The organism is Corynebacterium nasorum (assembly GCF_022345765.1).
Classification (GTDB): Bacteria; Actinomycetota; Actinomycetes; order Mycobacteriales; family Mycobacteriaceae; genus Corynebacterium; species Corynebacterium kefirresidentii.
On the sequence record NZ_JAKRDR010000001.1, the window covers coordinates 295,390 to 318,845 of the forward strand.

The window sequence follows — 23,456 nt, forward strand, 5'->3', positions numbered from 1 at the left end:
GTTTTATGACCGAAGCGAGTGCCGGCCGCCTCGGCGGCGTAAAACCGGCTGTGCCAGGGCGCTTGGCGCGTGTGGCTGGTGAATTCCTGCGCGTTCCAGTTTTCCAGCCAGCGCCACCTCGAGCGCAAACCATATAAGCCCAATGATGGCCATAACCACGATGAGAATATTGCGGGCCACCAAGAGATACACGGGGAACATATTCTCGCCCACGTAATGCCAGATGTAGTCGTAGTTAAACGGATAGACCAAAGTACCCAGCGCAGCGGCGATAATGGCGCAGACCGCTAGCAGGCGCTGGACTACCCGCAAGGTAGTAAACCCTTGTGGAAGTCGCTGGCGGATCACCACTGCAAGCAGCGGGCCGAGCCAGACGATGTATTGCGGGGAGAAAACCTTATTGGTCGCGATAAGGAGCAAGACCATAACGCTAAAGAACGCCATGGTGGTGCGCGTGGTCCATCCGCCGGCACACAGCCGGTAGAGCGCCCATCCCACCGCAAACACCAGCATGATAATGATGGCTATGGTGCTCCACCTGATGGCGGTATCCACGCCGGGCCCGGAGATCTCAAAGCTCTTGGAAGCGGCGTAGCCCAAATCCCAGCGGCCGGGGTGGCGATGCGCTTGCAGCAACAGGAAGGTCGCCGGGATGGACTCCAACTGGAGTCCGCGCACGCCCTGGTAGTTTAAAGGTGAAAGTAAGCGTTCGGTGCCACAGGTGGCAACCGTTATGGCGCAGACTGCAATGATGGTGCAGAAGAAGACGAGCAGGCGTTGCCAGGTCGCAGACCTATTGAAGCGGCCCACTAAGCCTGCGGCGAGCACTCCGGGCCAAAGCTTCATGGTGGTGGCAAAGCCCAGTAACGCCGAGGCAATAAGGGGATGGGTAGCCAGAAGGGCGGCTGCTCCGGCGACGGCTAGGGAGGGGAAAATATCGAGGCGCCACACAAAGGCATGGCCTGCCGCGGTGCCGAAGAAAACCCAGAACCACGCGGCCCAAAAAGCGCGCGGTTGGGTGGGATGGTGGCGCAGCAGCAGGGCTAAAAACGCGGCGTCGACAAGCAGCGTCATGATGGTAAAGCCGATATAGAAAGCGGTGATATTTTCACCGGTGAGCCACCCCAAAAGCACCGTAGGCCACGTGCCTGCATGAGGGTACTCGGTCATTTGAGTTGGGTCGTCGCCGTAGATACCCGCAAAATAATATGCGACATCGCCCCTGGGACTGTGGTCAATCTTGAGTAGATATACAAGGCACAGGCGGGCGATAACCCACCCAATCCAAACTGCAGGAACAGAAGCGAGGCGTTTCACCCAAAAGACTTTATTCAAAGAGCGCTCACTTCGGTGGCGGACATAGTTTCTTCTAGAAAATTCTTCCACTTATGCCAAAAAATGGGGGAGAGATAATGAGAAAAGGAATCGGCGGCTCGGCCTTTTAGTAGTGTGGACGACAATTGCTAGCGGTAGTGATTTAGGACATTGGGAGTGTGGAGATGGCGGCCATCCGCGAGATTTTGGACATAGAGAAAACGGGAGCGGACGATGTCTTTAGTGGCCCGGCGGTGGAGTCGCGGATTGAGCGTACCTTCGGCGGACATATTGCTGGCCAAGCAGTGGCCGCGGCCCAACGCACCGTTTCCGGGAAAGAGGTTCACTCCCTGCACGGCTATTTTGTGGGGCCTGGTGACGCGAGCCGGCCGATTGAGTTGCGGGTCGAGCGCATTCGAGACGGCAGATCCTTTGCCAACCGGCAGGTACGCGCCTACCAAGGGGGCACGCTACTTTTCTCTGCCATGGCGAGCTTCCATCGCGATGGGGACTGCGGACCGCAGCACCAAGATCCCATGCCGGAGGTACCTGGGCCCGAAGAAACAGCTCGTTCCGGTGGCGGTGCGCCTTACTCCACCCGCATCATCCTCAAAGAGTGGGAGGAATGGGATATCCGCTTGGTACCAGAGGAAGGCCGAGACCCTGTGGCAGCGGAACGCACCGGTGCAGGATTTCGTCATATCTGGTTTCGCAATACCGTTGAGCTTCCGCAGGATCCGGCTTTCCACCGCGCCGCGCTGACCTACATGTCGGATATGACTCTCATCCGCTCCGCGCTCCTTCCGCATCAAGGAGAGAAAGTGCAGTTGGCCAGCCTCGACCATGCCATTTGGTTCCTGCGTCCTATTCGCGTGGATGAATGGCTCTTATATGAGCAAGTATCACCCTCAGCATTTCAAGGAACGGCAATTGCGCGCGGCAAGCTCTTTACGGAGGAGGGCGAATTGGTGGCTTTGGTCAATCAAGAGGGCCTCACGCGCTTCTTGGATGAAAAGCTGGGCAGCGGCTCCGCCCATGGCAATTGGCACAACGTGTAAATATGCCCCGCTTATAAGGGGGTCGCTTTCACGCATTCATGCAGCACACGTATAATTGCCACCAGTTTCAGCACCCGATTAGAAAGGGACTACATGTCAGGCCACTCGAAATGGGCAACTACCAAGCATAAAAAGGCTGCCAACGATGCAAAGCGTGGCAAGGAATTTGCCAAGCTGATCAAGAATATCGAAGTGGCGGCCCGCACCGGCGGTGGTGACCCAGCGGCTAACCCAACCCTTGATGACATGATCAAGAAGGCCAAGAAGGCCTCCGTCCCCAATGACAATATTGAGCGTGCTCGCAAGCGTGGATCCGGTGAGGAAGCCGGCGGCGCCGACTGGGAAACCATCATGTACGAAGGCTATGGCCCCAACGGCGTGGCCATGCTCATTGAGTGCCTTACGGATAACCGCAACCGTGCGGCGACCGACGTGCGTACCGCTATGTCTAAAAACGGCGGCAACTTGGGCGAATCCGGCTCCGTGGCCTATATGTTCACCCGTACCGGCTACGTCCTAATAGAAAAGGGCGAGCTGACGGAAGACGATGTTTTGATGGCCGTGCTAGAAGCTGGCGCGGAAGAGGTAAAGGACCAGGGCGAGAAGTTTGAGATCGTCTGCGCCCCGACGGATGTGCAGGCCGTTAAGGACGCGCTCAAGGAAGCCGATATTGAGGTCGATGACTCTGATAATGACTTCCGCGCTTCTGTTGAGGTGCCGCTTGATGCCAATGATGCCAAGAAGATTTTCCGCCTCATTGATGCTTTGGAAGACTCCGATGACGTGCAAAACGTCTACACCAACATGGACCTGTCCGATGAGGTACTAGCCGAGTTGAACGAGGGTTAATCACCTCTTCGCCGCAATAGCGGCGGCTATGTAGCGCCGGGAGCGCTCCGCGAGAATTGCTCGCCGGAGGCGCTGCCGGCGCTTCGCTATGGTGGGGTGGACTGCTACGTTTGTAGAACACCTGTGTGTAGTCCATAATGGGGGCAGTAGGCGGTCCGATAAGGCGCTGACATGACAATGGGGGAGAGATGAACCTAGAAGGAATGCGCGTGATGGGGATTGACCCGGGCTTGACGCGCTGTGGACTTTCCGTGGTTCAAGCTGGTCGCGGCCGAGCAATCCTCCCGGTTTCTGTAGGCGTGGTTCGTACCCCTAGCGATAAAGACTTAACGGAGCGCCTCCTGCGTCTTTCAGTGGCAGCGAAAGAATGGATGGATGACTATACGCCGGATGTGGTAGCGATCGAGCGAGTCTTCGAACGCGGCCAGGTCTCCACGGTCATGCAAACTGCCCACGTGGTAGGGGTGTTGGTGCTGGCTGCAGCTGAGCGCGACATTCCGGTGTATATGTACACCCCATCCGAGGTGAAAAAGGCAATCTCTGGAAATGGACGCGCCGATAAAAAGCAGATGACCACTATGATCACCCGTATTCTGGGGTTGACGGAGCCGCCCAAGCCTGCCGACGCCGCCGATGCACTCGCCTTGGCGGTGTGTCATTGCTGGCGCGCCCCTGCCATTGCGCGGATGGACCAGAATGGTCTTGGGCTTGGAGCCAAGACAAGTGGCGTGCGCGGACAAGCTAAGAAGCGGTAGAGAAATTTACTGAGAGAAAAGGATAGGAAGCCAATGATTGCTGCACTGCGTGGAGAGGTAATCCATATTGGACTCGACCATGGGGTCATCGATTGTGCAGGTGTGGGATACAAGTTCTTGGCCACCCCAAAAACGCTGGGCACTTTGCGCCGCGGGGAACCAGCTACGGTTCTCACCAACTTGGTGGTCAAGGAAGACTCCCTGACTCTTTATGGCTTTAGCGCTGATGAGGACCGCGAGATGTTCCAAGTTCTGCAATCCGTGTCGGGGCTCGGACCAAAGCTTGCCTTGGCAGCGCTTTCGGTCATGGGCGCAGGGGAGCTCGCAGCTGCAATTGGTGCGGAAGACGTCAAGGCGCTGCAATCTATCCCAGGCGTCGGCAAGCGTATGGCTCAGCGCTTAGCATTGGAGCTGAAAGATAAGGTGGCGGCCTTTGCGCCAAGCGAGCCCTCTACTGCAGGTAGCGGCGATACCGCCGTCGCGCCAGCCGGCGGGGCCATTGTAGAAAGCGTGACTGAGGCGCTCATTGGCCTTGGGTTTACTGATAAGGGAGCGCGGCCTGCGGTGGAAGCGGCATATGCGGACAACCCCGACGCCGATACGTCCTCCCTCCTGCGTGCGGCTCTAGCGCAGCTGGGTAAGAAAAAGTAACGGCAGGCAGGAAGGCTGAACAATCATGTCCGATATTGAGCGCACCGAATTTAATCTCCCCGACGGCGTCGACGCGGCGCATTCCTCGCAGCGCAATAGCGACGTCGAAGCGACCGCACACTCCGAGGAACATGATTTTGAGCGGTCATTGCGCCCGAAGTCGCTAGATGAGTTTATAGGCCAGCCCAAGGTGCGCGAGCAGCTTTCCTTGGTGCTCAAAGGCGCTAAGAATCGTGGAGTTACACCGGACCACGTTCTGCTCTCTGGCCCGCCTGGCCTGGGTAAGACCACCATGGCGATGATTATTTCCCAGGAGCTGGGGACTTCGCTGCGTATGACCTCGGGTCCTGCCTTAGAACGCGCCGGCGATTTGGCCGCCATGCTTTCTAATCTGATGGAGGGTGACGTGCTTTTCATCGACGAGATCCACCGCATTGCCCGGCCAGCAGAAGAAATGCTGTATATGGCGATGGAAGATTTCCGTATTGACGTCATCGTAGGCAAGGGGCCTGGTGCTACCTCCATTCCGCTGGAAATCCCGCCTTTTACCCTGGTAGGGGCTACAACACGCGCCGGCATGCTTACTGGCCCCCTGCGTGATCGATTCGGCTTTACTGCGCAAATGGAGTACTACGACACAGCTGACTTAACTCAGGTGATTAAGCGTGCGGCGCACATCTTAGACGTAGACATTGACCACGATGCGGCGGTAGAAATTGGTTCTCGTTCGCGTGGCACCCCGCGTATTGCCAACCGCCTGCTGCGTCGCGTTCGCGACTACGCTGAAGTCAACGGTACGGGTTCGATTGATTTTAGTGCGGCCCAAGGGGCGCTCGAGGTCTTCGACGTGGATGAAATGGGCCTCGATCGCTTGGACCGGGCAGTGCTCGATGCATTGATTAAGGGGCACGGCGGCGGACCAGTCGGCGTGAGCACCCTTGCCATTGCGGTGGGCGAGGAACCCTCGACGGTGGAGGAGGTGTGTGAGCCCTACCTGGTGCGTGCCGGGATGATTGCGCGAACAGGACGCGGCCGCGTAGCTACCGCCGCTGCGTGGCGACACTTGGGGCTTACTCCTCCTGAGGGGGCAGCTGGCCTGTTTTAATTCCAGGCGCCAGCCTGCTTGGTCAAGCACTCTGGGTTTTTGTGTCCACTTCCGTCTGGCACACTAGGGAGCTATGGAAATCATCATTCTTATCATTATTGGCATCCTGTTCGTCATTCCCTCCTTCATGGCCATGCGAAAGCAGCGCCAGCGCCAAAATGATATGCAGGCCCTACAAAACTCCCTCAAGCCGGGCGATTCCATCGTCACCGCGGGCGGTGTACATGGCGTGGTGCGTAGCACCAGTGACAAGAATGTGGATCTAGAAATTGCCCCAAGAGTGGTGGTTACTTTTGACAAGATGGCCGTGATTCGCACCGAGCAGGAGGCCAATGAGCTCGAGCGCCCTGCGGCTGCTGAGGAAGCACAAGGCGATACGAAAGATAACCTGCCTGATGAGAATGTCCCTCCGTTCGACGGCGAGGGGAAGAACTAACCCCGCCTTTCCTGAGAACTATCTTAGCGTTTGCTAGGTGGTGGGAACTTTGTGGAGCGTAGACCCCATCACACTTTGGGTCTTATCAGGCCCTCGTTAAGGAAAATTCCGTCTCATGACGTACGATTGTGCGTTGTTGACGTGCCTGCGCCATTCGGTCGGGCCGTATTTATTGTCTAAGCACCCTGTTATAAGCAGCACAGGAGATTATCGTTGTCCGCATCACCCCGTCGCGCTATGAAAAATAGCCAACGCCAATGGCCGAAGCGCGCTATCGCGTTATTCGTCCTCATTGTGGTTGTTATCTATGCGCTTATCTTTCTTACTGGTAGCCGTCAAAGCACGCCGAAGCTCGGCATTGATCTGCAGGGCGGTACTCGCGTAACGCTTGCTCCGCAAGGCGAGGAACCCACTCAGGACCAGCTCAAACAAGCACGCACCATCTTGGAACAGCGTGTCAATGGTATGGGCGTTTCCGGCTCTGAGGTTGTCATTAACGGCAATACCCTGGTTATTACTGTGCCAGGAGAGGACGCTTCCCAAGCACAGGCCGTAGGTAAGACCTCGCAGCTCTTCTTCCGCCCAGTGGCTAAGCCATCCATGCCGGATATGGGCAAGCTCAATAAGGAGCTAGAAGACATGGCCAACCGCTGGGTAAAGTATGGCGTGCTAAGCGCAGACGAAGCGAACAAGCAGATGGATCAAGGCGTCAAGGCCATCTCTGCGCAGGAAGCGCAGATGACCGGACAGAAGCCAAAGGAGAAGAAGGCTCCAAAGGTCAGCGCTAAGCCCCTGGATGAGCCAAGCAACTCCATTGAGCAGTCGAAGCGCCGTGATGAAATCACGGAGATGTTGCTCAAGGACCGCCAGTCCGAGGATCCGACGACCCAAGCCGCAGCTTCGATGCTGATGACCTGTCAGGGCGATACCGATCCGCTGGCTGGCGCGGACGATCCGGCTAAGCCATTTGTTACCTGTGATTATTCCAAGGGCAACCCGTACGTCCTCGAGCCCGCGCCACTTCTTAACGGCATCAAGGATGAAAATGGCACCCGCCTAACCGGCAATGAGATCAATACCAATGGTCCTATCGAAGGCGGTATGAACAACAAAACCGGCCAAATGGAGATCAACTTCTCTTTCAAGACCGGAGATGGACCAAACGGTTCCCAGACGTGGGCGGACCTCACCAAGGAACACCTCAACGACCAAGTCGCCATTACCCTTGACTCCGCAGTTATCTCTGCACCGGTGATCCAGGGCGCAACTCCAGTTGGGTCCGCAACCTCTATTACTGGTGATTTCAGCCAGGAGGAAGCACAGAACCTGGCCAATAACTTGAAGTATGGCGCACTGCCGCTGTCCTTCGCCGGTGAAAATGGCGAGCCGGGCGGTACCATTGAGTCCATTCCGCCGACACTGGGTAAGGCCGCCCTGCAGGCCGGCCTTATCGCGGGCCTAGTCGGCTTGGTACTCGTGATGGCTTATTCGTTGTATTACTTCCGCGCACTGGCCGGCGTCTCCCTCGTCTTCCTCATTTCTTCTGGCCTGTTGACCTATGGTGCCTTGGTGCTGCTGGGTCGTTGGATCGGCTACTCACTGGATCTCTCCGGTATTGCCGGTCTGGTCATCGGTGTGGGTGCAACGGCTGACTCCTTCGTGGTCTACTACGAGCGCATCAAGGATGAGCTGCTAGAGGGACGCACTTTCCGCTCCGCTACGCAAAAGGCGTGGGAGCGTGCTCGTGCGACCATCGTGACCGGTAACGCGGTGACCCTCATCGGCTCCGTAGTGGTCTACTTCCTCGCCATCGGTGAGGTTAAGGGCTTCGCCTTTACCATGGGCCTGACCACGGTCTTCGACCTTGTCGTATCCTTCTTGGTTATGGCACCACTGATGCAGTTGGTGGGCCGCCGTCCAGCTGCAGCCAAGCCTTCGATGAACGGCCTTGGTGGTATCTACGCCTTGGTGGAAGAGCGTCGTGAACGCGGCTATTTCGGCTCGGGGCATCGCAAAGCAGGCTCCACTAAAACCTCCGCAACCAAGGAGGCAGCCACCACAGAAACGGCAGCACATACTGCCGCAGGAACCGCACGTCCCGTTGATGCTGCGGAAGATGAGGAGAAATAAGCATGGCTGTTTCGACTAAGCACAAGATTTCCCGAATGGACCGCCTCTACGAGGATGAGCGCGGTTATGACTTCATTGGCCGCACCAAGCTGTGGTACGGCATCACCGCCGCGCTGATCGTGGCGGCCGTGGCCGCAATCCTAATTCGCGGCTTCAGCCTCTCGATTGACTTCGAAGGCGGCACTACGCTGTCCATGCCGGCAGGGGACCTTAAGGAAGAAGAAGTAGGACGCGTCTTTGAAGATTCCACCGGCGTAGAACCCGAGCAGGTACATATCGTAGGCTCCGGCAACTCCGAGACCTTGGAGATTGTCTCCGAACGCCTCAGCCAAGAAGAGGTGAATGCGGCTCGTACCGCTATCTACGAGGACTTTAAGCCGAAGGATGAAGAAGGTAAGGCCACCCCGGATGCCATCGGTTCGTCCACGGTATCTGAGTCTTGGGGTTCTGCCATTACCCAGCGCATGCTTATCGCCATGCTGGTCTTCTTGGTAGCTGCCACCGTTTATGTGGCCATTCGCTTGCAGAAGAACATGGCTTTTGCCGCTATCATCGCCCTGATTGCAGACGGCGTGATTATTGCCGGCATTTATGCGCTCTTCGGATTCCAGGTTTCCCCTGCTGTCATTATCGGTCTGCTTACCGTCCTGACCTTCTCCATGTATGACTCGGTCATCGTCTTTGACAAGATCAACGAGAACACGGAAGGCCTGGAGGGACAGCGCAAGAAGACCTTTGCTGAGCTGACGAACCTGGCGATTAACCAGACGGTCATGCGCTCGATTTCTACCTCGGTGATTTCTGCGCTGCCGATTATCGCGCTCTTCGTGGTGGCCGTGTGGCTCATGGGCATTGGTACCCTGCGCGATTTGGCACTCATCCAGCTCATCGGTGTGGTTGAGGGTATTTTCTCCTCCATCTTCTTCGCTACGCCATTGGTTGTCACCTTCGCCAATATGTCCAAGAAGATTAAGCGCCACAATAAGCGAGTAGCGGACTACCGTGCTGGTAAGGATGAGAAGGGTGCTGCAGAAGATGACGCACCCGCAGCGGGGCGCACCGTGGTTTCGCCAGTAAGTGCTCAGTCCACCCCGGCTGGCAATGAGGCCGAATCGGCGGAGTCCACCGGACACCCTGGCGCAACGTGGCGGCCAGGCAGGTAACTTCCGGTAGTAAAATTCAGGCGGATCGCTAGCTGAAGTGAGGGCACATAACCATGCTTAAGGAAAAGAGCAGTTCTGGAGGACGTCATAGGGGGAGGCGGGCCCTTGCTTCATGCGTATCCGCACTCGCCCTGGCTGCATCTGCCTGCAGCGGGCAGGGTGGCGAGGATGAGTCTTCGGCTGCGCCCCAGGAACCAGAATCCTATGGATACTTTGGGTACCAGGTAAATTCCCGTCTGGCGACTACCAACGCTGGCACCTCCTTTGGTTCTGCCAGCTCCGCCGGACTGTTGTCCACGCGCCTATATCCTGGCCTTTTCGTACCTGGTCCCGCGGGCGAATTGATCCCCAATGCAGACCTAGTAGAAACGGAAGAGCTCCCGCCCGCTGAGGGCAGCGACCAGCGCAGCGTCCAGCTGACCTTGGCCGAGGATGCCGTCTTTTCCGATGGCACTCCCGTGACCTGTGATGATTACTATTTGACTTACGTTGCCGGCACCCATCCGGCTGAATTCGCCTCCCATATGCCGCTGATGAATGACATTGCGAATTTCAGCTGCGAACCCCACAGCAAATCGTTTACGTTGACCTTTAATAAGGATCAGGGGCAGCGCTGGCGCCATATGTTTGGCGCCGGAACGGTCATGCCCGCCCATGCGCTGGCAGAAAAGGCTGGGTTGAGCCTTGAGGAGCTTAATGCGGCGCTGGCAGCCGAAGATATGCAGGCGCTAGATCCAGTTGCTCAGGCATGGCGGTATGGCTTTTCCGTGGCAAAGGATCAACTCGATCCAAAACTGCAAGTGTCTTTTGGCCCCTATGTCATCGACAAGATAGGCGATGAGGGCGAGGTTATCCTCAAAGCGAACGAAAAATACTTTGGGGATGCGCCAACCGAGGACCACGTTGTGGTGTGGCCAGCGGATGCTGATGCGCACAAGCTGGTAGATAAGGGGGCACTGCGCGTGGTCGACGCCGCCAATGCAACCCCTGACTGGCTTGACCGGAATCAAAGTGAGTCAGGGGAGGACTCCTATGAAGCTACCCCAATGGTAGGCGAGCTAACGGATACGCTGACGCTGTCTGAGGCTGGGGTATTCGCCGAGCCGTGGGCGCGCGAGAGCTTCGCTGCGTGCGTCGATCAGCAGGCGGTGGCTCAGGCAAGCTCCGCGGCCTCTGGCGTAGAGGTGCCACCGGCTTATGTGCGCACCGTTTCCGTCACCAACCCGGTTGCCGGCGGCCTCGACAAAGTGGGTAAGGAGCACCAGGGTACCGATCTGGCGCAGGCGGGGAATCTGAATGGAACGACCATCAAGGTCGGCTACTTAGGACCGGATAAGCGTTACGCAGCTATGGTGGAACAGCTCCGTGCATCCTGTGAGCCGGCCGGAATCACCATCGAGGATGCGTCTGCGGAGTTTATGTCTCAGCACTACCTGGAAATGGATCCAGAAACCTGGGCACCTACCGTCGACGCTTTCCTTGGACCGGTAGATCCCCAGACGGAGTACTCCGCGGTCGAAGCTAGTATGAAAAACTCTGCGGAGCTTAAGAAGACAGAAGAAGCTTTGTGGAAGGATATTCCGTCCATTCCGCTCTCCGCGCAGCCGCGTGTCTTCCTCGTCCGCCGCGACGTGGAAGGTGTCCTGCCGTACACTGGCGTCTCGGGCATCGGTTGGAATATGGATCGCTGGCGTAGCACCGCTCCAACCGAAAAGAAGTAGGACCCGCAACAGCGGCCGTTAACGACCTCTCGCAATTATTTCTCAAGGAAGATTATGAGTTCGCACTACGAATCAGCAGCACAGGCTCTCAAGGATAAGGTTCGCCTCGTTCAAGACTTCCCAGAGGAGGGTATCCTCTTCGAAGATCTCACCCCAGTTTTGGCAGACCCAGAGGCTTTTCGCACCGTCGTAGACGGCTTAGCGGCCGCCTGCGAGGAACTGGGCGCGGAAATGATCGGTGGCCTAGATGCCCGTGGCTTCCTCCTCGGCTCGGCCGTGGCCTACAAGATGGGCCTGGGTATCCTAGCCATCCGCAAGAAGGGCAAGCTTCCTCCTCCGGTATACACCGAGGAATACGAGCTGGAATACGGCTCGGCGGCGCTGGAGATTCCGGCCAGCGGCGTCGACATCAAGGGCAAGCGCGTAGTGCTTGTCGACGACGTCCTAGCCACCGGTGGCACCCTCCACGGTGCGAAACTTCTGCTCGAGTCTGCGGGTGCCGAGGTTGCCGGCAACGTCGTTGTGCTGGAAGTCAAAGGCCTCAATGGGCGTGAGCGTTTATCCGGCCCGCCGCTCATTGTGCTAAATGCCACAGACTAAGATGAAGTGTCTAAGCTAGATCCCACGATCTAGACGAATATGAGGCCAATATGGCCCGTGGCACTGTGAAGGGCGGTAGAAATGGCCATGGATAAACCCGTAAAGCGCCAGACCGGCGGCGGTATGCGTAGCATGTCGGCTCGCCTTGCCCGTTCGCTCACAGGCGGCCGAGTCAGGGTGAATCCGGTGCTGGACCCGCTGATGTCCATCCACCGCAAGTTTCACCCTAAGGCCGACTCAGACCTGCTCAATCGTGCTTATAACACCGCCGAGCGTCTGCATGAAGGGGTTTTCCGCAAATCTGGAGAACCTTATATCACCCACCCACTTGCTGTGGCTACGATCGCTGCGGAAATTGGTATGGACACCACCACCATCGTGGCAGCGCTCTTGCACGATACGGTGGAGGATACGGACTACTCCTTAGACGACCTCACCAGGGATTTTGGCCCCGAGGTGGCCCGGCTGGTTGACGGCGTGACGAAGTTGGATAAGGTGGCGCTGGGCTCGGCCGCAGAGGCGGAAACCATCCGAAAGATGATCGTAGCCATGGCCACTGACCCGCGCGTCTTGGTCATTAAGGTAAGCGACCGCCTGCACAATATGCGTACGATGCGGTTCCTCCCGCCCGAAAAGCAGGCCAAAAAGGCGCGCCAAACCCTCGAGGTTATCGCTCCATTAGCCCACCGCTTAGGCATGGCCAGTGTGAAGTGGGAGTTGGAGGACTTATCCTTTGCCATCCTGTACCCCAAAAAGTACGACGAGATTGTGCGCATGGTGGCAGACCGCGCCCCCTCGCGTGACCGCGCGCTCAAAGAGATCATTAGCCAAGTTAGTGCGGCATTGAAGGAAAACGGCATTGAAGCTGAGGTTATGGGCCGGCCAAAGCACTACTGGTCCATCTACCAAAAGATGATCGTACGTGGCCGCGACTTTGCAGAGATTTTTGACCTAGTGGGTATCCGCATCCTAGTAGAGGATGTCAATAGCTGTTATGCCGCAATTGGCGTGGTTCACTCGATCTACCAAGCTCTGCCCGGGCGCTTTAAGGACTATATTTCTTCGCCGCGATTTGGCGTCTATCAATCGCTGCACACCACAGTGCTAGGCGATGGTGGTGCCACGCTGGAGGTCCAGGTACGCACCCACGAGATGCACTACAATGCTGAATTCGGCGTGGCCGCTCACTGGCGCTACAAGGAAACCAAGGGCAAAAACTCGGGCCACCAAGAAGAAGTGGACCAGATGGCGTGGATGCGCCAACTTCTGGACTGGCAGAAGGAAGCAGCTGACCCTAATGAGTTCCTAGATTCCCTGCGCTATGACCTTACCGCTAAGCAAATCTTTGCCTTTACCCCTAAGGGTGACGTAGTAAATCTGCCAGCAGGTTCTACTCCGGTGGACTTTGCCTACGCAGTACATACCGAAGTGGGGCATAGGTGTATCGGTGCCAAGGTCAATGGCAAGCTGGTAGCACTGGAGTCGAAGCTAAAATCCGGTGACAAGGTTGAGATCTTTACTTCTAAAGACCCTAACGCAGGCCCGTCCCGTGATTGGCAGGGCTTTCTGGTATCTGCACGCGCTAAGACCAAGGTGCGGCAGTGGTTTGCCAAAGAGCGCCGCGAAGAACATTTGGAGGCTGGGCGAGATGCCCTAGCCACTGAGGTCCAGCGAGGCGGCCTGCCGATGCACCGCCTGTTTACCGCCAGATCCATGAAGCAGGTGGCGGAGCAGCTGCACTACGCTGATGTTGATTCGCTGTATACCGCCATCGGCGCGGGCCAAGTATCTGCGCAACATGTTGCCAATCAATTGGTTGCCATGTTTGGGGACCAGGACGATGCAATTGACACTTTGGCCTCGCGCACGCCGCTGTCTGAGATTGAAAATTCCCGTGCCCAGCACACCGAGGACTCCGCATCGGGCACCGGCATCTTGGTGGAGGGCAGCCCTGATGTAATGGCCAAGCTCGCCAAATGCTGCCAGCCTGTACCAGGCGATACCATCTTTGGTTTCGTAACCCGCGGCGGCGGAGTATCAGTGCACCGAGCCGACTGCACCAACGCGGAAAAGCTCAAAGCAGAACCCGAGCGCATGCTAGAGGTGGCCTGGTCTTCTGGGACCTCAGCTACCGGTGCTTTCTCTGCGACGTTGCAATTGGAAGCCCTTGACCGGCAAGGCCTTCTTTCAGAGCTCACCCGCGTTATGAGTGATGAGAACATCAACGTTTTGACTATGAACTCCAACCGGGGAGATGACCACATTGCGACGGTTAGGTTTACGTTCTCGGTGTCAGACACCAAGCAGCTGGGCACGTTAATGACGACCTTGCGCAATACGGAAGGCGTCTTCGACGTTTACCGAGTAACTGCTTAGCGCGCTTTCTCCTTACCCTCGAGGAGGGGCGGGGCAAGCAACGCGAAGGCTTCGGGCTGGTTACCAGTGTATGAATTTTCGGCTTCTGCCAGGTAAATCCCCAGCAAGCGAGCTTAGTTTCTCCTGCCAAGTTGTTAGTAAAGCGATATAAATTATCCTGTTGCTTTCTACAATCTAGGAGTATTTCCATGCAGTTTCGCCGCATCGGCCAACTTGTGGCCGCCACTACCGTATCCGCTGTAGCTCTCTTCGGCGCGCAGGCGGTCGCACAAGAAAACAAGACCACCATCTCTGTCACCAATATCACCGATATTCACGGTCACTTGGAGGACAAGATCGGCGACCCAGCAAAGGCCGGCGATGAAATTGGCGTGGCTCGTTTGCAGTCCCTAATCAAGCAGGTCAATGAAGGTCAGGAATTCAACCTGACTTCTTCGGGCGATAACGTAGGCGGCTCTGCCTTTGTATCTGCAATTTCTGATGACAAGTACACCCTTGAGGCTCTCAATCAGATGGGCATGAAGGTATCCGCAGTGGGCAACCACGAGTTTGATAAGGGCACCGAGGATCTAACCGAGCGCATTCAGCCGAACTCCACGTATCCCATCTTGGGTGCCAACGTGCTGAAAGACGGCAAGCCCTTGCTTAAGCCTTCTCACGTTGAAGACGTGGACGGCGTCAAGGTGGGCTATGTCGGAACCGTGACGGAAAATACCAAGTACAAGGTATCTGCGGCCAAGATCCCGGGCGTTACCTTCACGGATCCAGTAAAGGCAACCAATGAAGAGGCCGCCCGGCTAAAGGAGTCCGGCGAAGCGGACGTTGTTGTCGCCCTTTTCCACGAGGATGCCCAAGAATATGCCGAGGGCTTCAGTAAAGACGTAGACGTGCTTTTCGGCGGCGATACTCACCAGCGCACCAAGGGCGAAGTCCCGCGCGAAGGTGCACTCCCGTTGCAATGGGCGCAGGGGCATGAGTATGGCAAGTTGCTTAACGACGTCGACATTACCTTTGACAAGTCCGCCAAGAAGGTAACCGACATCAAACTCAGCCAGTACGATGCTACCGACGCTACCGCTGTCGAGCCGGACGCTGGCATTGCAGCTGTGGTGGAAAAGGCACAAAAGGAAGCCGAGGTAGAAGGCTCCAAGACTGCAGGAAACGTCAAGCAGGACCTGTTCCGTGGCTCTGACAAAGGCGCAGAGGCAGGCTCCAACCGTGGCGTAGAATCCACCCTCAATAACTTCATCGCAGATGGCCAACGCTATGCCATGAGCAAGCAGGTAGGTAAGGATATCGAGATCGGTGTCATGAACGCCGGTGGTGTGCGTGCTGACCTGAAGGGTGGCGACGTTACCTACAAGGACATCTTTGAGGTGCAGCCGTTTGGTAACTCCGTGATTACCGCAAAGATTTCCGGCGAGGAGTTCATCAATGCTTTGGAAAACCAGTGGCAGGAAGGCAGCCGTCCGCGCTTGGCCATGGGGCTTTCCAATAATGTGCAGGTGGTCTACGACCAGAAGGCCAATAAGGGTGAGCGGGTAAAGTCCGTGACCATCAACGGCGAACAGATTGACCCGAAGAAGGATTATTCCATCGCGTTGTCGTCCTTCCTTGCTTCTAGTGACGAAGAAGCCGGCGGCGATGGCTATTTCAACGCTGGTTCCATCAAGGACAAAAACGATGTGGGCTACATGGACACTCAGGCCATGATTGACTACATCAAGTCGGGTGAATCTGAGGTCCGCACCGGACAAGGTCAAATCGGTGCCCACGTTGAAGGTGAGGTGAAGCCGGGTAAGGAAATTACCGTCAATCTGTCTAGCCTTAATTACTCCACCGAGGGTGAGCCGATTGCCAAGAAGGCAACCGTGAAGTTGGGTGACGCTGAGCAGACCGTCGACATCGACAACGCTGCCCAGGAAGGCGATGCGCAATTTGGCGAGCGCGGACGTGCAACGGTAAAGCTCACCGTTCCAGAAAACCTCAGCGGCAAGCAAAACCTCGAAATCACCACTGACGCCGGCACAAAGGCAACTCTGCCTATCGAGGTAAGCGGCGAGGGCTCCCAGGAGCCGGGTGCTAAGCCCGAGCCGAAGGGTTCCTCCTTGTCCTCTAACGGTTCTTCCATGGGCAGCGCAGTATTTGCCATTGTTGCGGCGCTGGTAGCTGGTGTTGCGGTTGTGGGTATGAACCCGCAGATTCTTCCTGCCCCAGCGCGCAAGATGATTGAGGACCTGCGCAAGCAATTCCACCTCTAAGCCATCACGGCGCTAGGCGGAGCGGTTCTTCCTGAACGGGGGAGTATCGCTCCGCCTTTTCTGTATGCCGTGCAGCAGCCAGGTAACCTAATCAACCGTGGATACTCTAGACCTCTTCCTGCGCGAAATTACCTATCAACTAGGCATTGAATGGCACCGTATCCCCGTTGTCGTATTGGCCACTTTGGGCATTTATCTATCCTTCATGGTCCTAGTGAAGATATTTGGCTCCCGGGTCCTTACTTCCATGACGGCCTCAGATGCCATCATCATCATTATGTTCGGCGCGGTTGCAGGCCGTGTCATTGTGGGTAATCCACCGACCCTGGCCGCCGGCGTAATCGGTTTGACTACTCTGATGGCTCTAGAGGCCGCGTTCGGTACTATCCGCAAAGTGGTGAAGTGGACTCGCTTTCTTGACCGGCGCCCAGTTCTCCTAGTATTTCGCGGGAAAATGGTTGAGGATAACTTGAACCTGGCACATATTACTAAGTCAGATATCTATTCTGCTGCCCGCAAGGCAGGCATTAGCCGTATGCAGGACGTACAGATTATGATCCTGGAGCCCACGGGTCATATCTCTGTCATCAGGGTCGGTCAAACAATCGATCCAGAGCTTTTCAAAGACCTCGTAGGGTCCGAGTACATTGAAGACGCCAAAGAGTCCTAGAAGCATTCCTAAGACTCGAAAGCACTAGCGTCGAGCAGTTCTTCCGATTGCTCAAAAGCCTACAAAAAAGCCGCTGCATTCCCATTTGGAATGCAGCGGCTTAAGAATCGCTATGAAGCGGTGACCTTACTTGTTGCCGAAAGGCAGGTCGAGGTACTTGTTTGCGAAGGCGAACAGGGTGCCCAGAGCGCCGATGACGGAGGTAACAACGCCGATCCAAGCCTTGATTTCCTTAGGATCCATATCCTTGATGGAGGAACCCTCCTCGGTCGGCTCAGCGCCATTGGTGGTGGTCGCAGCGGCGGACTCCTTGTTCTCGGTGGAGGACGCTGGAGTGGTCTCGGCAGCGGTAGCAACGGTGGTGCCAGCGAAGGTCATGGACAGAGCGGTTGCGCCGGCAACGAGTGCCTTGCGGGAGAAAAGCTTCATTTTTGATTCCTAACAAGCTTGGTGCGTTCAAAGACGTTTCAAATACTAGACAGGCTGACAGGCTTCCGCAACAGTATTGGCAGGTCTCTGTTTACTCGCTGAAATATCTGAAAGTCTGCTGTGTGCTGCAAGTTTACTCTTGTGGCTAGTGTGAACTAGGGGAATTTTAGAGGCTTAGTGTTTCTGCAGCTAAGGGCTCATATTCAGGCTCAGGTTAAATTAAGGAAAGTAAAAGCCCCGGCGCGTCCGTACGTTGTGAAAGTGACGAATGCGCGGGGCTTAACCCTTGCCCCCGTTAGGGGGTGTGCGGTGGTGGCAGGGGGAGGCGTCGCCAAGCAGGGCTTTTAAAGCGCCTAGGCCTTGACGGTTGCCTTCTTGATCTTGACTTCCTTTGCTGGCTTGCCGTCTGGCTGGCCGCCTTCGACACCGTTCTTGGCAATCTTGTCCATCGTCTTCATACCTTCATCGGTAATGGTGGCGAAGTAGGTGTAGTTCGGGGTCAACTCAGAATCGTCATAGTTGAGGAAGAACTGAGAACCATTGGTGTCTGGACCGCTATTTGCCATGGCGACGGAGCCGCGCGGGTAGATAACGGGGTTCTGGGCATCCTTCTCATCCACCTCGTCGGTGGGGTACTCATCAGCGAAGCTGAAGCCAGGGCCGCCGGAACCGGAACCGGTCGGATCGCCACACTGCAAGACGTTGAGACCACCCGAGGTCATACGGTGGCAAACGGTGTTGTCGTAGTAGCCAGACTTTGCCAACTCAGAAATTGCGTTGGTGGCACACGGCGCCTTGGCACGATCCATCTCCATCTCAATGGTGCCCTGAGAAGTCTCAAAGGAAACGGTAACGGTGCCCTTGGTGGAAATATCCTTTCCATTCGGCTTAGTCGCACCATTGGAATCTTGACCGGTGTCCTCGTACTTACAGGTCACGATATCCGGCAGAGCTTTTGCACGCTTATCTGCAATGGGCTGTGCCTGTGGGGTTTGCTGCGAGGTCTCAGCTGCGGAGGACTCCTCAGCCTGGACCTTCTCATCGTCGCCTTCGCGGGTCGACAAGTAGTAAATACCGCCTACCAAGGCGAGGATTACTACGAGGGACGCGAAGACAACGCCCAGCGGGCGTGTCTTTTGCTTGCGTTCGCGGGATTTTAGCTCGCGCTCGAGCTTGCTCAGCGCCTCTTCGCCGCGCTTTTTATTATTTGGCACCGGGAGTCAACCTTTCTAGCGATTTTCGGTGGCATGATTCAACCTGACCGAGTTTAGCGGTTCCATACTTCGAAGAAAGCGTGGGCACGTAAATCGGGCTAGTCAATGGCTATTGAGCCAAGTCATAAGTACTCTGGTTTCTATGGTTGAACCAGGTTTTATCGACCCGCCAACACCCACCGTTGGTGAACTTCCCGCAGTGGGAGACCCGCTGCCCGAATTCGAACTCATCGGTACGGACCTGAGTCAGATTAACAATGAGACTTTCGCGGGCACGCGCCTTATTATCTCCATCTTTCCCTCTATCGAAACCCCTTCCTGCCAGGAGCAACTGCGCCGTTTCCATGAGCAGGTTGCGCAGCTAGATAACACTAAGCTTCTTTGCGTTTCTCGTGACTTGCCTTTTACCCTCAAGCGTTTTTGCGCTGCGGAAGGCATTGCTGATGTCATCGCCGCCTCCGCATTTCGATCGGATTTTGGAGAGAAGTTCGGCGTGACCGTACGCGATTCCGTATTGGAAGGCCTCCTTGCCCGCTCCGTGGTCGTGGCCGATGAAAATCACCGGGTGATGCACACACAAATGGTTCCAGGTGTTGTCACCCAGCTTGACTACGAGAAGGTGTGGGATGTTTTGAGCTAGGCCGCACGGCGTTGCTGGTCGAGGTTCATCTACGAAGACGGGGCCGGACGGCTCTTTATTATCTGGGCAGCTAGGGTGGTGGGTATGGAAATTTTCGGTTTTACTGCCGGTCCCTTTCAGACCAATACCTATGTGATTGCGGAGGGCCGTCGCGCCTTTATCGTCGATCCCGGCATGGATGCGATGGAAAAAGTCCTAGAGCATGACTTGGACTATGAGGCTATCGTGCTTACCCACGGCCACATTGACCACACCCGCGACGCCGGATCCCTTGCCGAAAAGCTCGATATCCCTGTTTATATCCACCCCGCTGATAAGTTCATGCTCGCCAGCGGCGAAGGTGTTTCGCCCCAGGCGCAGGAGCTTTTCGACGCCGCTCATATGGTCCCCATCAACGATGTGCGCGAGCTACAAGACGGGGAAACCCTAGAACTTCTCGGCCACACCTTCAGCTTGAAGCACGCACCCGGGCATTCTCCGGGATGCACCATGATCATTGCTGAGGACTTTGCCTTAACCGGTGATGTGCTTTTTGCCGGTGCCATTGGGCGCACCGACCTGCCTCACTCGGATCCTAAAGCCATGCAGAAGTCCCTCGCGGGCCCAGTGTGGAGTTTGGCGGATAACCTCGACATTCTGCCCGGCCATGGTCCCACCACAACCATGCGTAAGGAGAGGGCGACCAATCCGTTCTTCGCTACATTGAGGGAGGTACTGTAATACCCGTGAGTAATAAAAAGCAGTTTCAAGCCCTGTCCGCTCCTAAAGGTGTCCCAGACTATTTCCCACCGCAGTCGGCCGCATTCTATAAGGTGCGCCAGACCATGGTGGAGCAGGCACATCTCTCCGGCTTCCAGCACATTGAGCTGCCCATTTTTGAAGACACCGCGCTCTTTGCTCGTGGCGTAGGCGAGTCCACCGACGTGGTATCTAAAGAGATGTACACCTTCGCCGATCGCGGTGACCGCTCCGTTACCTTGCGCCCGGAGGGTACTGCCGGCGTGATGCGCTCTGTCATTGAGCACAACTTGGACCGTGGCCAACTGCCCGTGAAGCTTAACTATTTTGGTCCGTTCTTCCGCTACGAACGCCCGCAAGCCGGCCGCTACCGCCAGCTCCAGCAGGTGGGTGTGGAGGCAATTGGTGTCGACGATCCTGCGCTAGACGCCGAGGTCATTGCTTTGGCAGACCGTTCCTTCCGTGCGCTGGGGCTTAGCGGCTTCCGCCTCGAGCTCACCAGTTTAGGCGATCGCAATTGCCGTCCGGCTTACCGGGAGAAGCTGCAGGAGTTCCTCTTTAAGCTTGATTTGGATGAAGAGACCCGCCACCGTGCTGAGATCAATCCTCTGCGTGTGCTGGATGATAAGCGTCCGGAAGTCCAAGAGCAGCTTGTCGATGCCCCCTTGATGCTCGACCACCTTAATGCGGAATGCAGCGAGCATTTCGAGACCGTTACCGGCATGTTGGATGATATGGGCGTAGCTTATGAGATTAATCCGCGCATGGTGCGCGGACTGGATTACTACACTAAGACCTGCTTCGAGTTCGTCCACGACGGCCTTGGTGCGCAGTCCGGTATCGGTGGCGGTGGACGCTACGACGGCCTGATGGCCCAGCTGGGCGGCCAAGACCTATCCGGCATTGGCTATGGCTTGGGCGTCGACCGCGCCCTGCTGGCTCTTGAAGCCGAGGGCATCACCCTAGAAGGCGTAGATTCTCGCGTGGACGTCTTTGGCGTGGCGCTGGGTGCCTCCGCAAAGCGCACCATGACCACTCTTATCAATGATATCCGCAAGGCCGGCATTTCCGCGGATATGTCTTTTGGAGACCGTGGCCTCAAGGGCGCGATGAAGGGTGCGGACCGCGCAGGTGCGCGCTTCGCTCTGGTACTGGGCGAGCAGGAGCTAGAAAACGGCACCGTTGCGCTCAAGGACCTAGCCGCGCATGAGCAGCACGACGTCAATGTCTCTGACCTAGTTTCCGTCCTTACACGCGAAATGCACGGCGAGGCTTAGGTTTTTGTAGCCGGTGGGCATCGCGCTTAGGCGCGGTGCCCTCTTTTAATACCCGCCAAGTAAAGATCAATAATCATTTCTTGGAGGTCCGGCTGGTAGGCCTCAACATCGACCTCGCGGGGCCGCGCCAAGCTGAGAAGGCCCACAATGAACTCGAGGTGGGTGACTCCGGGGCCGATCTCGCCGTGCTGTTGCCCAAGCTCAATAAACCTGCGCCCATTGCTCTCCAAGAGGTCACGCTGAGCGGTTAGCTCGGGGCTCAGAGAATCCAAATCCTGAGGGATGAAGGCAGGGATAAGGGTATTAAGCTCCATGGTAAGGATATGGGTGGCATAGGCGCGGACATAATCATTGCCGGAATGCTTAGGATCCTCAAAGTCAGCGATGAGACGCTGTTGGAACCTCGCAAAGGCATCGCCCATATATTCTGCGCAAGCGCGGATAAGGCTCGCGCGGTTAGGGAAGTTGCGATAGACGGTGGCTACACTCACCCCGGCCTGTGCGGCTACCTTATCCAAAGCGACATTATCGCCGTGGGATCGGAATAACTGACACGCCGCGGCAATAATAGCTGTGCGGCGGTGAAGGGCATCTGCGCGCATGGAGTCTGTTTTAGCACTCCACCTGGGACACACTAAAGCCCATGGTCTTAGCCAATCCGCCCAGGGAGGTTTCCTTGTATTTGGAGAGCATATCGCGGCCGGTCTCTGCCATAGTTTGCACTGCATTATCCAAGGTCACATGATGAGTGCCTTCGCCCATCTTGGCCATGCGTGCGGCATTGATGGATTTAACCGCACCGATCGCATTGCGTTCGATGCACGGAATCTGCACCAATCCGCCAACTGGGTCGCAGGTCAGGCCCAAGTTATGCTCCAATGCGATCTCCGCGGCATTTTCTACCTGCGCCGGAGTAGCGCCGAGCAGCTCTGCCATACCCGCAGCGGCCATAGCGGAGGCGGAACCTACCTCGCCTTGGCAGCCCACCTCAGCTCCCGAGATGGACGCATTTTCTTTGATGATCATGCCGATAGCACCGGCGGTCAATAGGTAGCGCCGGGCGGTAGAACGGGTGAAGTCTGCGCGGAAATCGCGCGCGTAATGCAGTACCGCTGGAATGATGCCGCACGCACCATTGGTCGGTGCGGTAATGACGCGGCCACCGGCCGCGTTTTGCTCATTGACTGCGAGGGCATAGAGGTTAACCCACTCCATGGCGGAGAAACCGCAGCTGGTGTCATCCTGATTTTCCAGCAACTGGGCGTACATCTTTGGGGCGCGACGCGGCACACGCAACCCTCCCGGTAGTAGGCCCTTGGTGGAAATACCTTCGGTCACACACTCCCGCATGATGTCCCAGACCAGATCAAGGTGCCGCAAAACGAATTCGGCGCCGCCCTCGTCACGGTGCAAGGCTTCTTCGTTGGCTAGCACAATCTCCCAGATTGCCTTGTCATGAGCCTCGCACAGATTGAGCAATTCTTCGCCCGTGGTGAAATGATAAGGAACGGTGTCATCAACCTGCGCTGCGGCTACGCCAGCGGGCACCTCATTGCTTTCGGCGACTTCTGCATCAAGCTCGGAGCGAGAGAGAATAAAGCCGCCGCCGACAGAAAAGTACTCTTCTTTTTCTGCGATGAGGTTGCCACTTTCGTCCCAAGCACTAAAAATCATGCCATTGGGGTGTTGAGGAAGTGGCTCGTTATCAAAGACGATCTCATAGTCCACCGTGCCGCGGGGGCCAGAAATGGATCCTTCACTGGGGATAAATCCACCTGCGTGCGGCTCGGCGTCGATAGGCACGCTCAGTGGATCCCAGCCAGCGAGACCGAGGATGACCGCGCGGTCAGAGGCATGCCCGCGGCCAGTGGCGGAAAGAGAACCACGCAACTCGGTATACACCTTCGCCGGGTGCTTCTCGAGGGAATCGAGGAATTGCTTAGCCGCGCGCATAGGCCCAACGGTGTGCGAAGAGGACGGGCCGATGCCGATGGAGAAGATGTCCGTGACGCTAATTGTCATAGTTAAGCTGTGCCGAACCTTTCTGGGTGGATATGTGTTTGGCTCCT

General features: G+C 56.6%; 21 protein-coding genes. 16 read left to right on the forward strand and 5 right to left on the reverse strand.

All coding sequences use genetic code 11. The features are described from left to right. Positions 1-3: 3 nt before the first annotated feature. Positions 4-1,170, reverse strand: a complete 1,167-nt coding sequence (locus tag MHK04_RS01425) for a glycosyltransferase family protein (RefSeq protein WP_234288094.1) — start codon at positions 1,168-1,170, stop codon at positions 4-6. A gap of 329 nt (positions 1,171-1,499) precedes the next feature. On the opposite strand from MHK04_RS01425, the gene MHK04_RS01430 reads away from it, so the two are divergent. The 13 genes from MHK04_RS01430 to MHK04_RS01490 all read left to right on the forward strand — a co-directional run bounded on the left by MHK04_RS01430 (position 1,500) and on the right by MHK04_RS01490 (position 17,089). After that, complete coding sequence (locus MHK04_RS01430) at positions 1,500-2,372, forward strand: acyl-CoA thioesterase (protein ID WP_200287402.1); 873 nt, start codon at positions 1,500-1,502, stop codon at positions 2,370-2,372. Positions 2,373-2,465: 93 nt separating this feature from the next. Continuing rightward, positions 2,466-3,221 carry a YebC/PmpR family DNA-binding transcriptional regulator gene (locus MHK04_RS01435; protein ID WP_023021430.1) on the forward strand — a complete coding sequence of 252 codons (756 nt, stop codon included), beginning with the start codon at positions 2,466-2,468 and terminating at the stop codon, positions 3,219-3,221. Between the two features lie 188 nt (positions 3,222-3,409). Continuing rightward, the gene (ruvC, locus tag MHK04_RS01440; protein WP_200287404.1) at positions 3,410-3,976 is read left to right on the forward strand and encodes a crossover junction endodeoxyribonuclease RuvC; all 567 of its coding nucleotides are present in this window, start codon (positions 3,410-3,412) and stop codon (positions 3,974-3,976) included. Between the two features lie 33 nt (positions 3,977-4,009). Continuing rightward, positions 4,010-4,627: a Holliday junction branch migration protein RuvA gene (gene ruvA / locus MHK04_RS01445; RefSeq protein WP_239207627.1), complete on the forward strand. Its 618-nt coding sequence runs from the start codon at positions 4,010-4,012 to the stop codon at positions 4,625-4,627. Positions 4,628-4,652: 25 nt separating this feature from the next. Then, positions 4,653-5,732, forward strand: a complete 1,080-nt coding sequence (gene ruvB, locus MHK04_RS01450) for a Holliday junction branch migration DNA helicase RuvB (protein WP_239207628.1) — start codon at positions 4,653-4,655, stop codon at positions 5,730-5,732. A gap of 73 nt (positions 5,733-5,805) precedes the next feature. Next, positions 5,806-6,168 (forward strand): preprotein translocase subunit YajC, encoded by a 363-nt coding sequence (gene yajC / locus MHK04_RS01455; RefSeq protein ID WP_239207629.1) that lies wholly within the window; start codon positions 5,806-5,808, stop codon positions 6,166-6,168. A 237-nt stretch (positions 6,169-6,405) separates the two neighbouring features. Then, the gene (gene secD, locus MHK04_RS01460) at positions 6,406-8,298 is read left to right on the forward strand and encodes a protein translocase subunit SecD (RefSeq protein ID WP_051138332.1); all 1,893 of its coding nucleotides are present in this window, start codon (positions 6,406-6,408) and stop codon (positions 8,296-8,298) included. A 2-nt stretch (positions 8,299-8,300) separates the two neighbouring features. Then, on the forward strand, positions 8,301-9,461 hold the full coding sequence (secF, locus tag MHK04_RS01465) for a protein translocase subunit SecF (RefSeq protein WP_239207630.1): 1,161 nt from the start codon (positions 8,301-8,303) through the stop codon (positions 9,459-9,461). A 53-nt stretch (positions 9,462-9,514) separates the two neighbouring features. Continuing rightward, a complete protein-coding gene (locus MHK04_RS01470; RefSeq protein WP_239207631.1) occupies positions 9,515-11,182 on the forward strand; it encodes an ABC transporter substrate-binding protein in 1,668 nt (555 codons plus the stop codon). 54 nt (positions 11,183-11,236) lie between these two features. After that, positions 11,237-11,782 carry an adenine phosphoribosyltransferase gene (locus MHK04_RS01475; RefSeq protein ID WP_023021438.1) on the forward strand — a complete coding sequence of 182 codons (546 nt, stop codon included), beginning with the start codon at positions 11,237-11,239 and terminating at the stop codon, positions 11,780-11,782. Between the two features lie 87 nt (positions 11,783-11,869). Beyond that, positions 11,870-14,158 carry a RelA/SpoT family protein gene (locus tag MHK04_RS01480; protein WP_239226970.1) on the forward strand — a complete coding sequence of 763 codons (2,289 nt, stop codon included), beginning with the start codon at positions 11,870-11,872 and terminating at the stop codon, positions 14,156-14,158. Positions 14,159-14,346: 188 nt separating this feature from the next. Continuing rightward, entirely contained in the window at positions 14,347-16,419 is a 2,073-nt protein-coding gene (locus MHK04_RS01485) for a bifunctional metallophosphatase/5'-nucleotidase (RefSeq protein ID WP_239207633.1), read from the forward strand. Positions 16,420-16,516: 97 nt separating this feature from the next. Beyond that, a complete protein-coding gene (locus MHK04_RS01490) occupies positions 16,517-17,089 on the forward strand; it encodes a DUF421 domain-containing protein (protein WP_200287417.1) in 573 nt (190 codons plus the stop codon). A 126-nt stretch (positions 17,090-17,215) separates the two neighbouring features. On the opposite strand, the gene MHK04_RS01495 is transcribed toward MHK04_RS01490, so the two are convergent. Together MHK04_RS01495 and MHK04_RS01500 are read right to left on the reverse strand one after the other, a co-directional pair. Beyond that, positions 17,216-17,518: a hypothetical protein gene (locus MHK04_RS01495; protein WP_200287419.1), complete on the reverse strand. Its 303-nt coding sequence runs from the start codon at positions 17,516-17,518 to the stop codon at positions 17,216-17,218. A 353-nt stretch (positions 17,519-17,871) separates the two neighbouring features. Continuing rightward, on the reverse strand, positions 17,872-18,732 hold the full coding sequence (locus MHK04_RS01500; protein ID WP_239207634.1) for a peptidylprolyl isomerase: 861 nt from the start codon (positions 18,730-18,732) through the stop codon (positions 17,872-17,874). Positions 18,733-18,874: 142 nt separating this feature from the next. Between MHK04_RS01500 and tpx the strand changes: the two genes are divergently transcribed. The 3 genes from tpx to hisS all read left to right on the forward strand — a co-directional run bounded on the left by tpx (position 18,875) and on the right by hisS (position 21,387). Beyond that, entirely contained in the window at positions 18,875-19,372 is a 498-nt protein-coding gene (tpx, locus tag MHK04_RS01505) for a thiol peroxidase (RefSeq protein ID WP_239207635.1), read from the forward strand. 84 nt (positions 19,373-19,456) lie between these two features. Continuing rightward, positions 19,457-20,092 (forward strand): MBL fold metallo-hydrolase, encoded by a 636-nt coding sequence (locus MHK04_RS01510; RefSeq protein WP_239207636.1) that lies wholly within the window; start codon positions 19,457-19,459, stop codon positions 20,090-20,092. A gap of 5 nt (positions 20,093-20,097) precedes the next feature. Continuing rightward, complete coding sequence (gene hisS, locus MHK04_RS01515; RefSeq protein ID WP_239207637.1) at positions 20,098-21,387, forward strand: histidine--tRNA ligase; 1,290 nt, start codon at positions 20,098-20,100, stop codon at positions 21,385-21,387. A 26-nt stretch (positions 21,388-21,413) separates the two neighbouring features. Here hisS and MHK04_RS01520 read toward each other — a convergent pair whose 3' ends face one another. Both MHK04_RS01520 and MHK04_RS01525 read right to left on the reverse strand, forming a co-directional pair. Continuing rightward, complete coding sequence (locus tag MHK04_RS01520) at positions 21,414-21,989, reverse strand: TetR/AcrR family transcriptional regulator (RefSeq protein WP_239207638.1); 576 nt, start codon at positions 21,987-21,989, stop codon at positions 21,414-21,416. Positions 21,990-21,999: 10 nt separating this feature from the next. Next, positions 22,000-23,409, reverse strand: coding sequence for an L-serine ammonia-lyase (locus tag MHK04_RS01525; RefSeq protein ID WP_023027859.1), 1,410 nt, complete (start codon positions 23,407-23,409; stop codon positions 22,000-22,002). Between the last annotated feature and the right edge of the window lie 47 nt (positions 23,410-23,456).

Bases quoted from the DNA above. Each gene is read 5' to 3' on its own strand.
- MHK04_RS01425 (WP_234288094.1), bottom strand. From the start codon at position 1,170: ATGACCGAGTACCCTCATGCAGGCACGTGGCCTACGGTGCTTTTGGGG.
- MHK04_RS01430 (WP_200287402.1), top strand. From the start codon at position 1,500: ATGGCGGCCATCCGCGAGATTTTGGACATAGAGAAAACGGGAGCGGAC.
- MHK04_RS01435 (WP_023021430.1), top strand. From the start codon at position 2,466: ATGTCAGGCCACTCGAAATGGGCAACTACCAAGCATAAAAAGGCTGCC.
- ruvC (WP_200287404.1), top strand. From the start codon at position 3,410: ATGAACCTAGAAGGAATGCGCGTGATGGGGATTGACCCGGGCTTGACG.
- ruvA (WP_239207627.1), top strand. From the start codon at position 4,010: ATGATTGCTGCACTGCGTGGAGAGGTAATCCATATTGGACTCGACCAT.
- ruvB (WP_239207628.1), top strand. From the start codon at position 4,653: ATGTCCGATATTGAGCGCACCGAATTTAATCTCCCCGACGGCGTCGAC.
- yajC (WP_239207629.1), top strand. From the start codon at position 5,806: ATGGAAATCATCATTCTTATCATTATTGGCATCCTGTTCGTCATTCCC.
- secD (WP_051138332.1), top strand. From the start codon at position 6,406: ATGAAAAATAGCCAACGCCAATGGCCGAAGCGCGCTATCGCGTTATTC.
- secF (WP_239207630.1), top strand. From the start codon at position 8,301: ATGGCTGTTTCGACTAAGCACAAGATTTCCCGAATGGACCGCCTCTAC.
- MHK04_RS01470 (WP_239207631.1), top strand. From the start codon at position 9,515: ATGCTTAAGGAAAAGAGCAGTTCTGGAGGACGTCATAGGGGGAGGCGG.
- MHK04_RS01475 (WP_023021438.1), top strand. From the start codon at position 11,237: ATGAGTTCGCACTACGAATCAGCAGCACAGGCTCTCAAGGATAAGGTT.
- MHK04_RS01480 (WP_239226970.1), top strand. From the start codon at position 11,870: ATGGATAAACCCGTAAAGCGCCAGACCGGCGGCGGTATGCGTAGCATG.
- MHK04_RS01485 (WP_239207633.1), top strand. From the start codon at position 14,347: ATGCAGTTTCGCCGCATCGGCCAACTTGTGGCCGCCACTACCGTATCC.
- MHK04_RS01495 (WP_200287419.1), bottom strand. From the start codon at position 17,518: ATGAAGCTTTTCTCCCGCAAGGCACTCGTTGCCGGCGCAACCGCTCTG.
- tpx (WP_239207635.1), top strand. From the start codon at position 18,875: ATGGTTGAACCAGGTTTTATCGACCCGCCAACACCCACCGTTGGTGAA.
- MHK04_RS01510 (WP_239207636.1), top strand. From the start codon at position 19,457: ATGGAAATTTTCGGTTTTACTGCCGGTCCCTTTCAGACCAATACCTAT.
- MHK04_RS01520 (WP_239207638.1), bottom strand. From the start codon at position 21,989: ATGCGCGCAGATGCCCTTCACCGCCGCACAGCTATTATTGCCGCGGCG.
- MHK04_RS01525 (WP_023027859.1), bottom strand. From the start codon at position 23,409: ATGACAATTAGCGTCACGGACATCTTCTCCATCGGCATCGGCCCGTCC.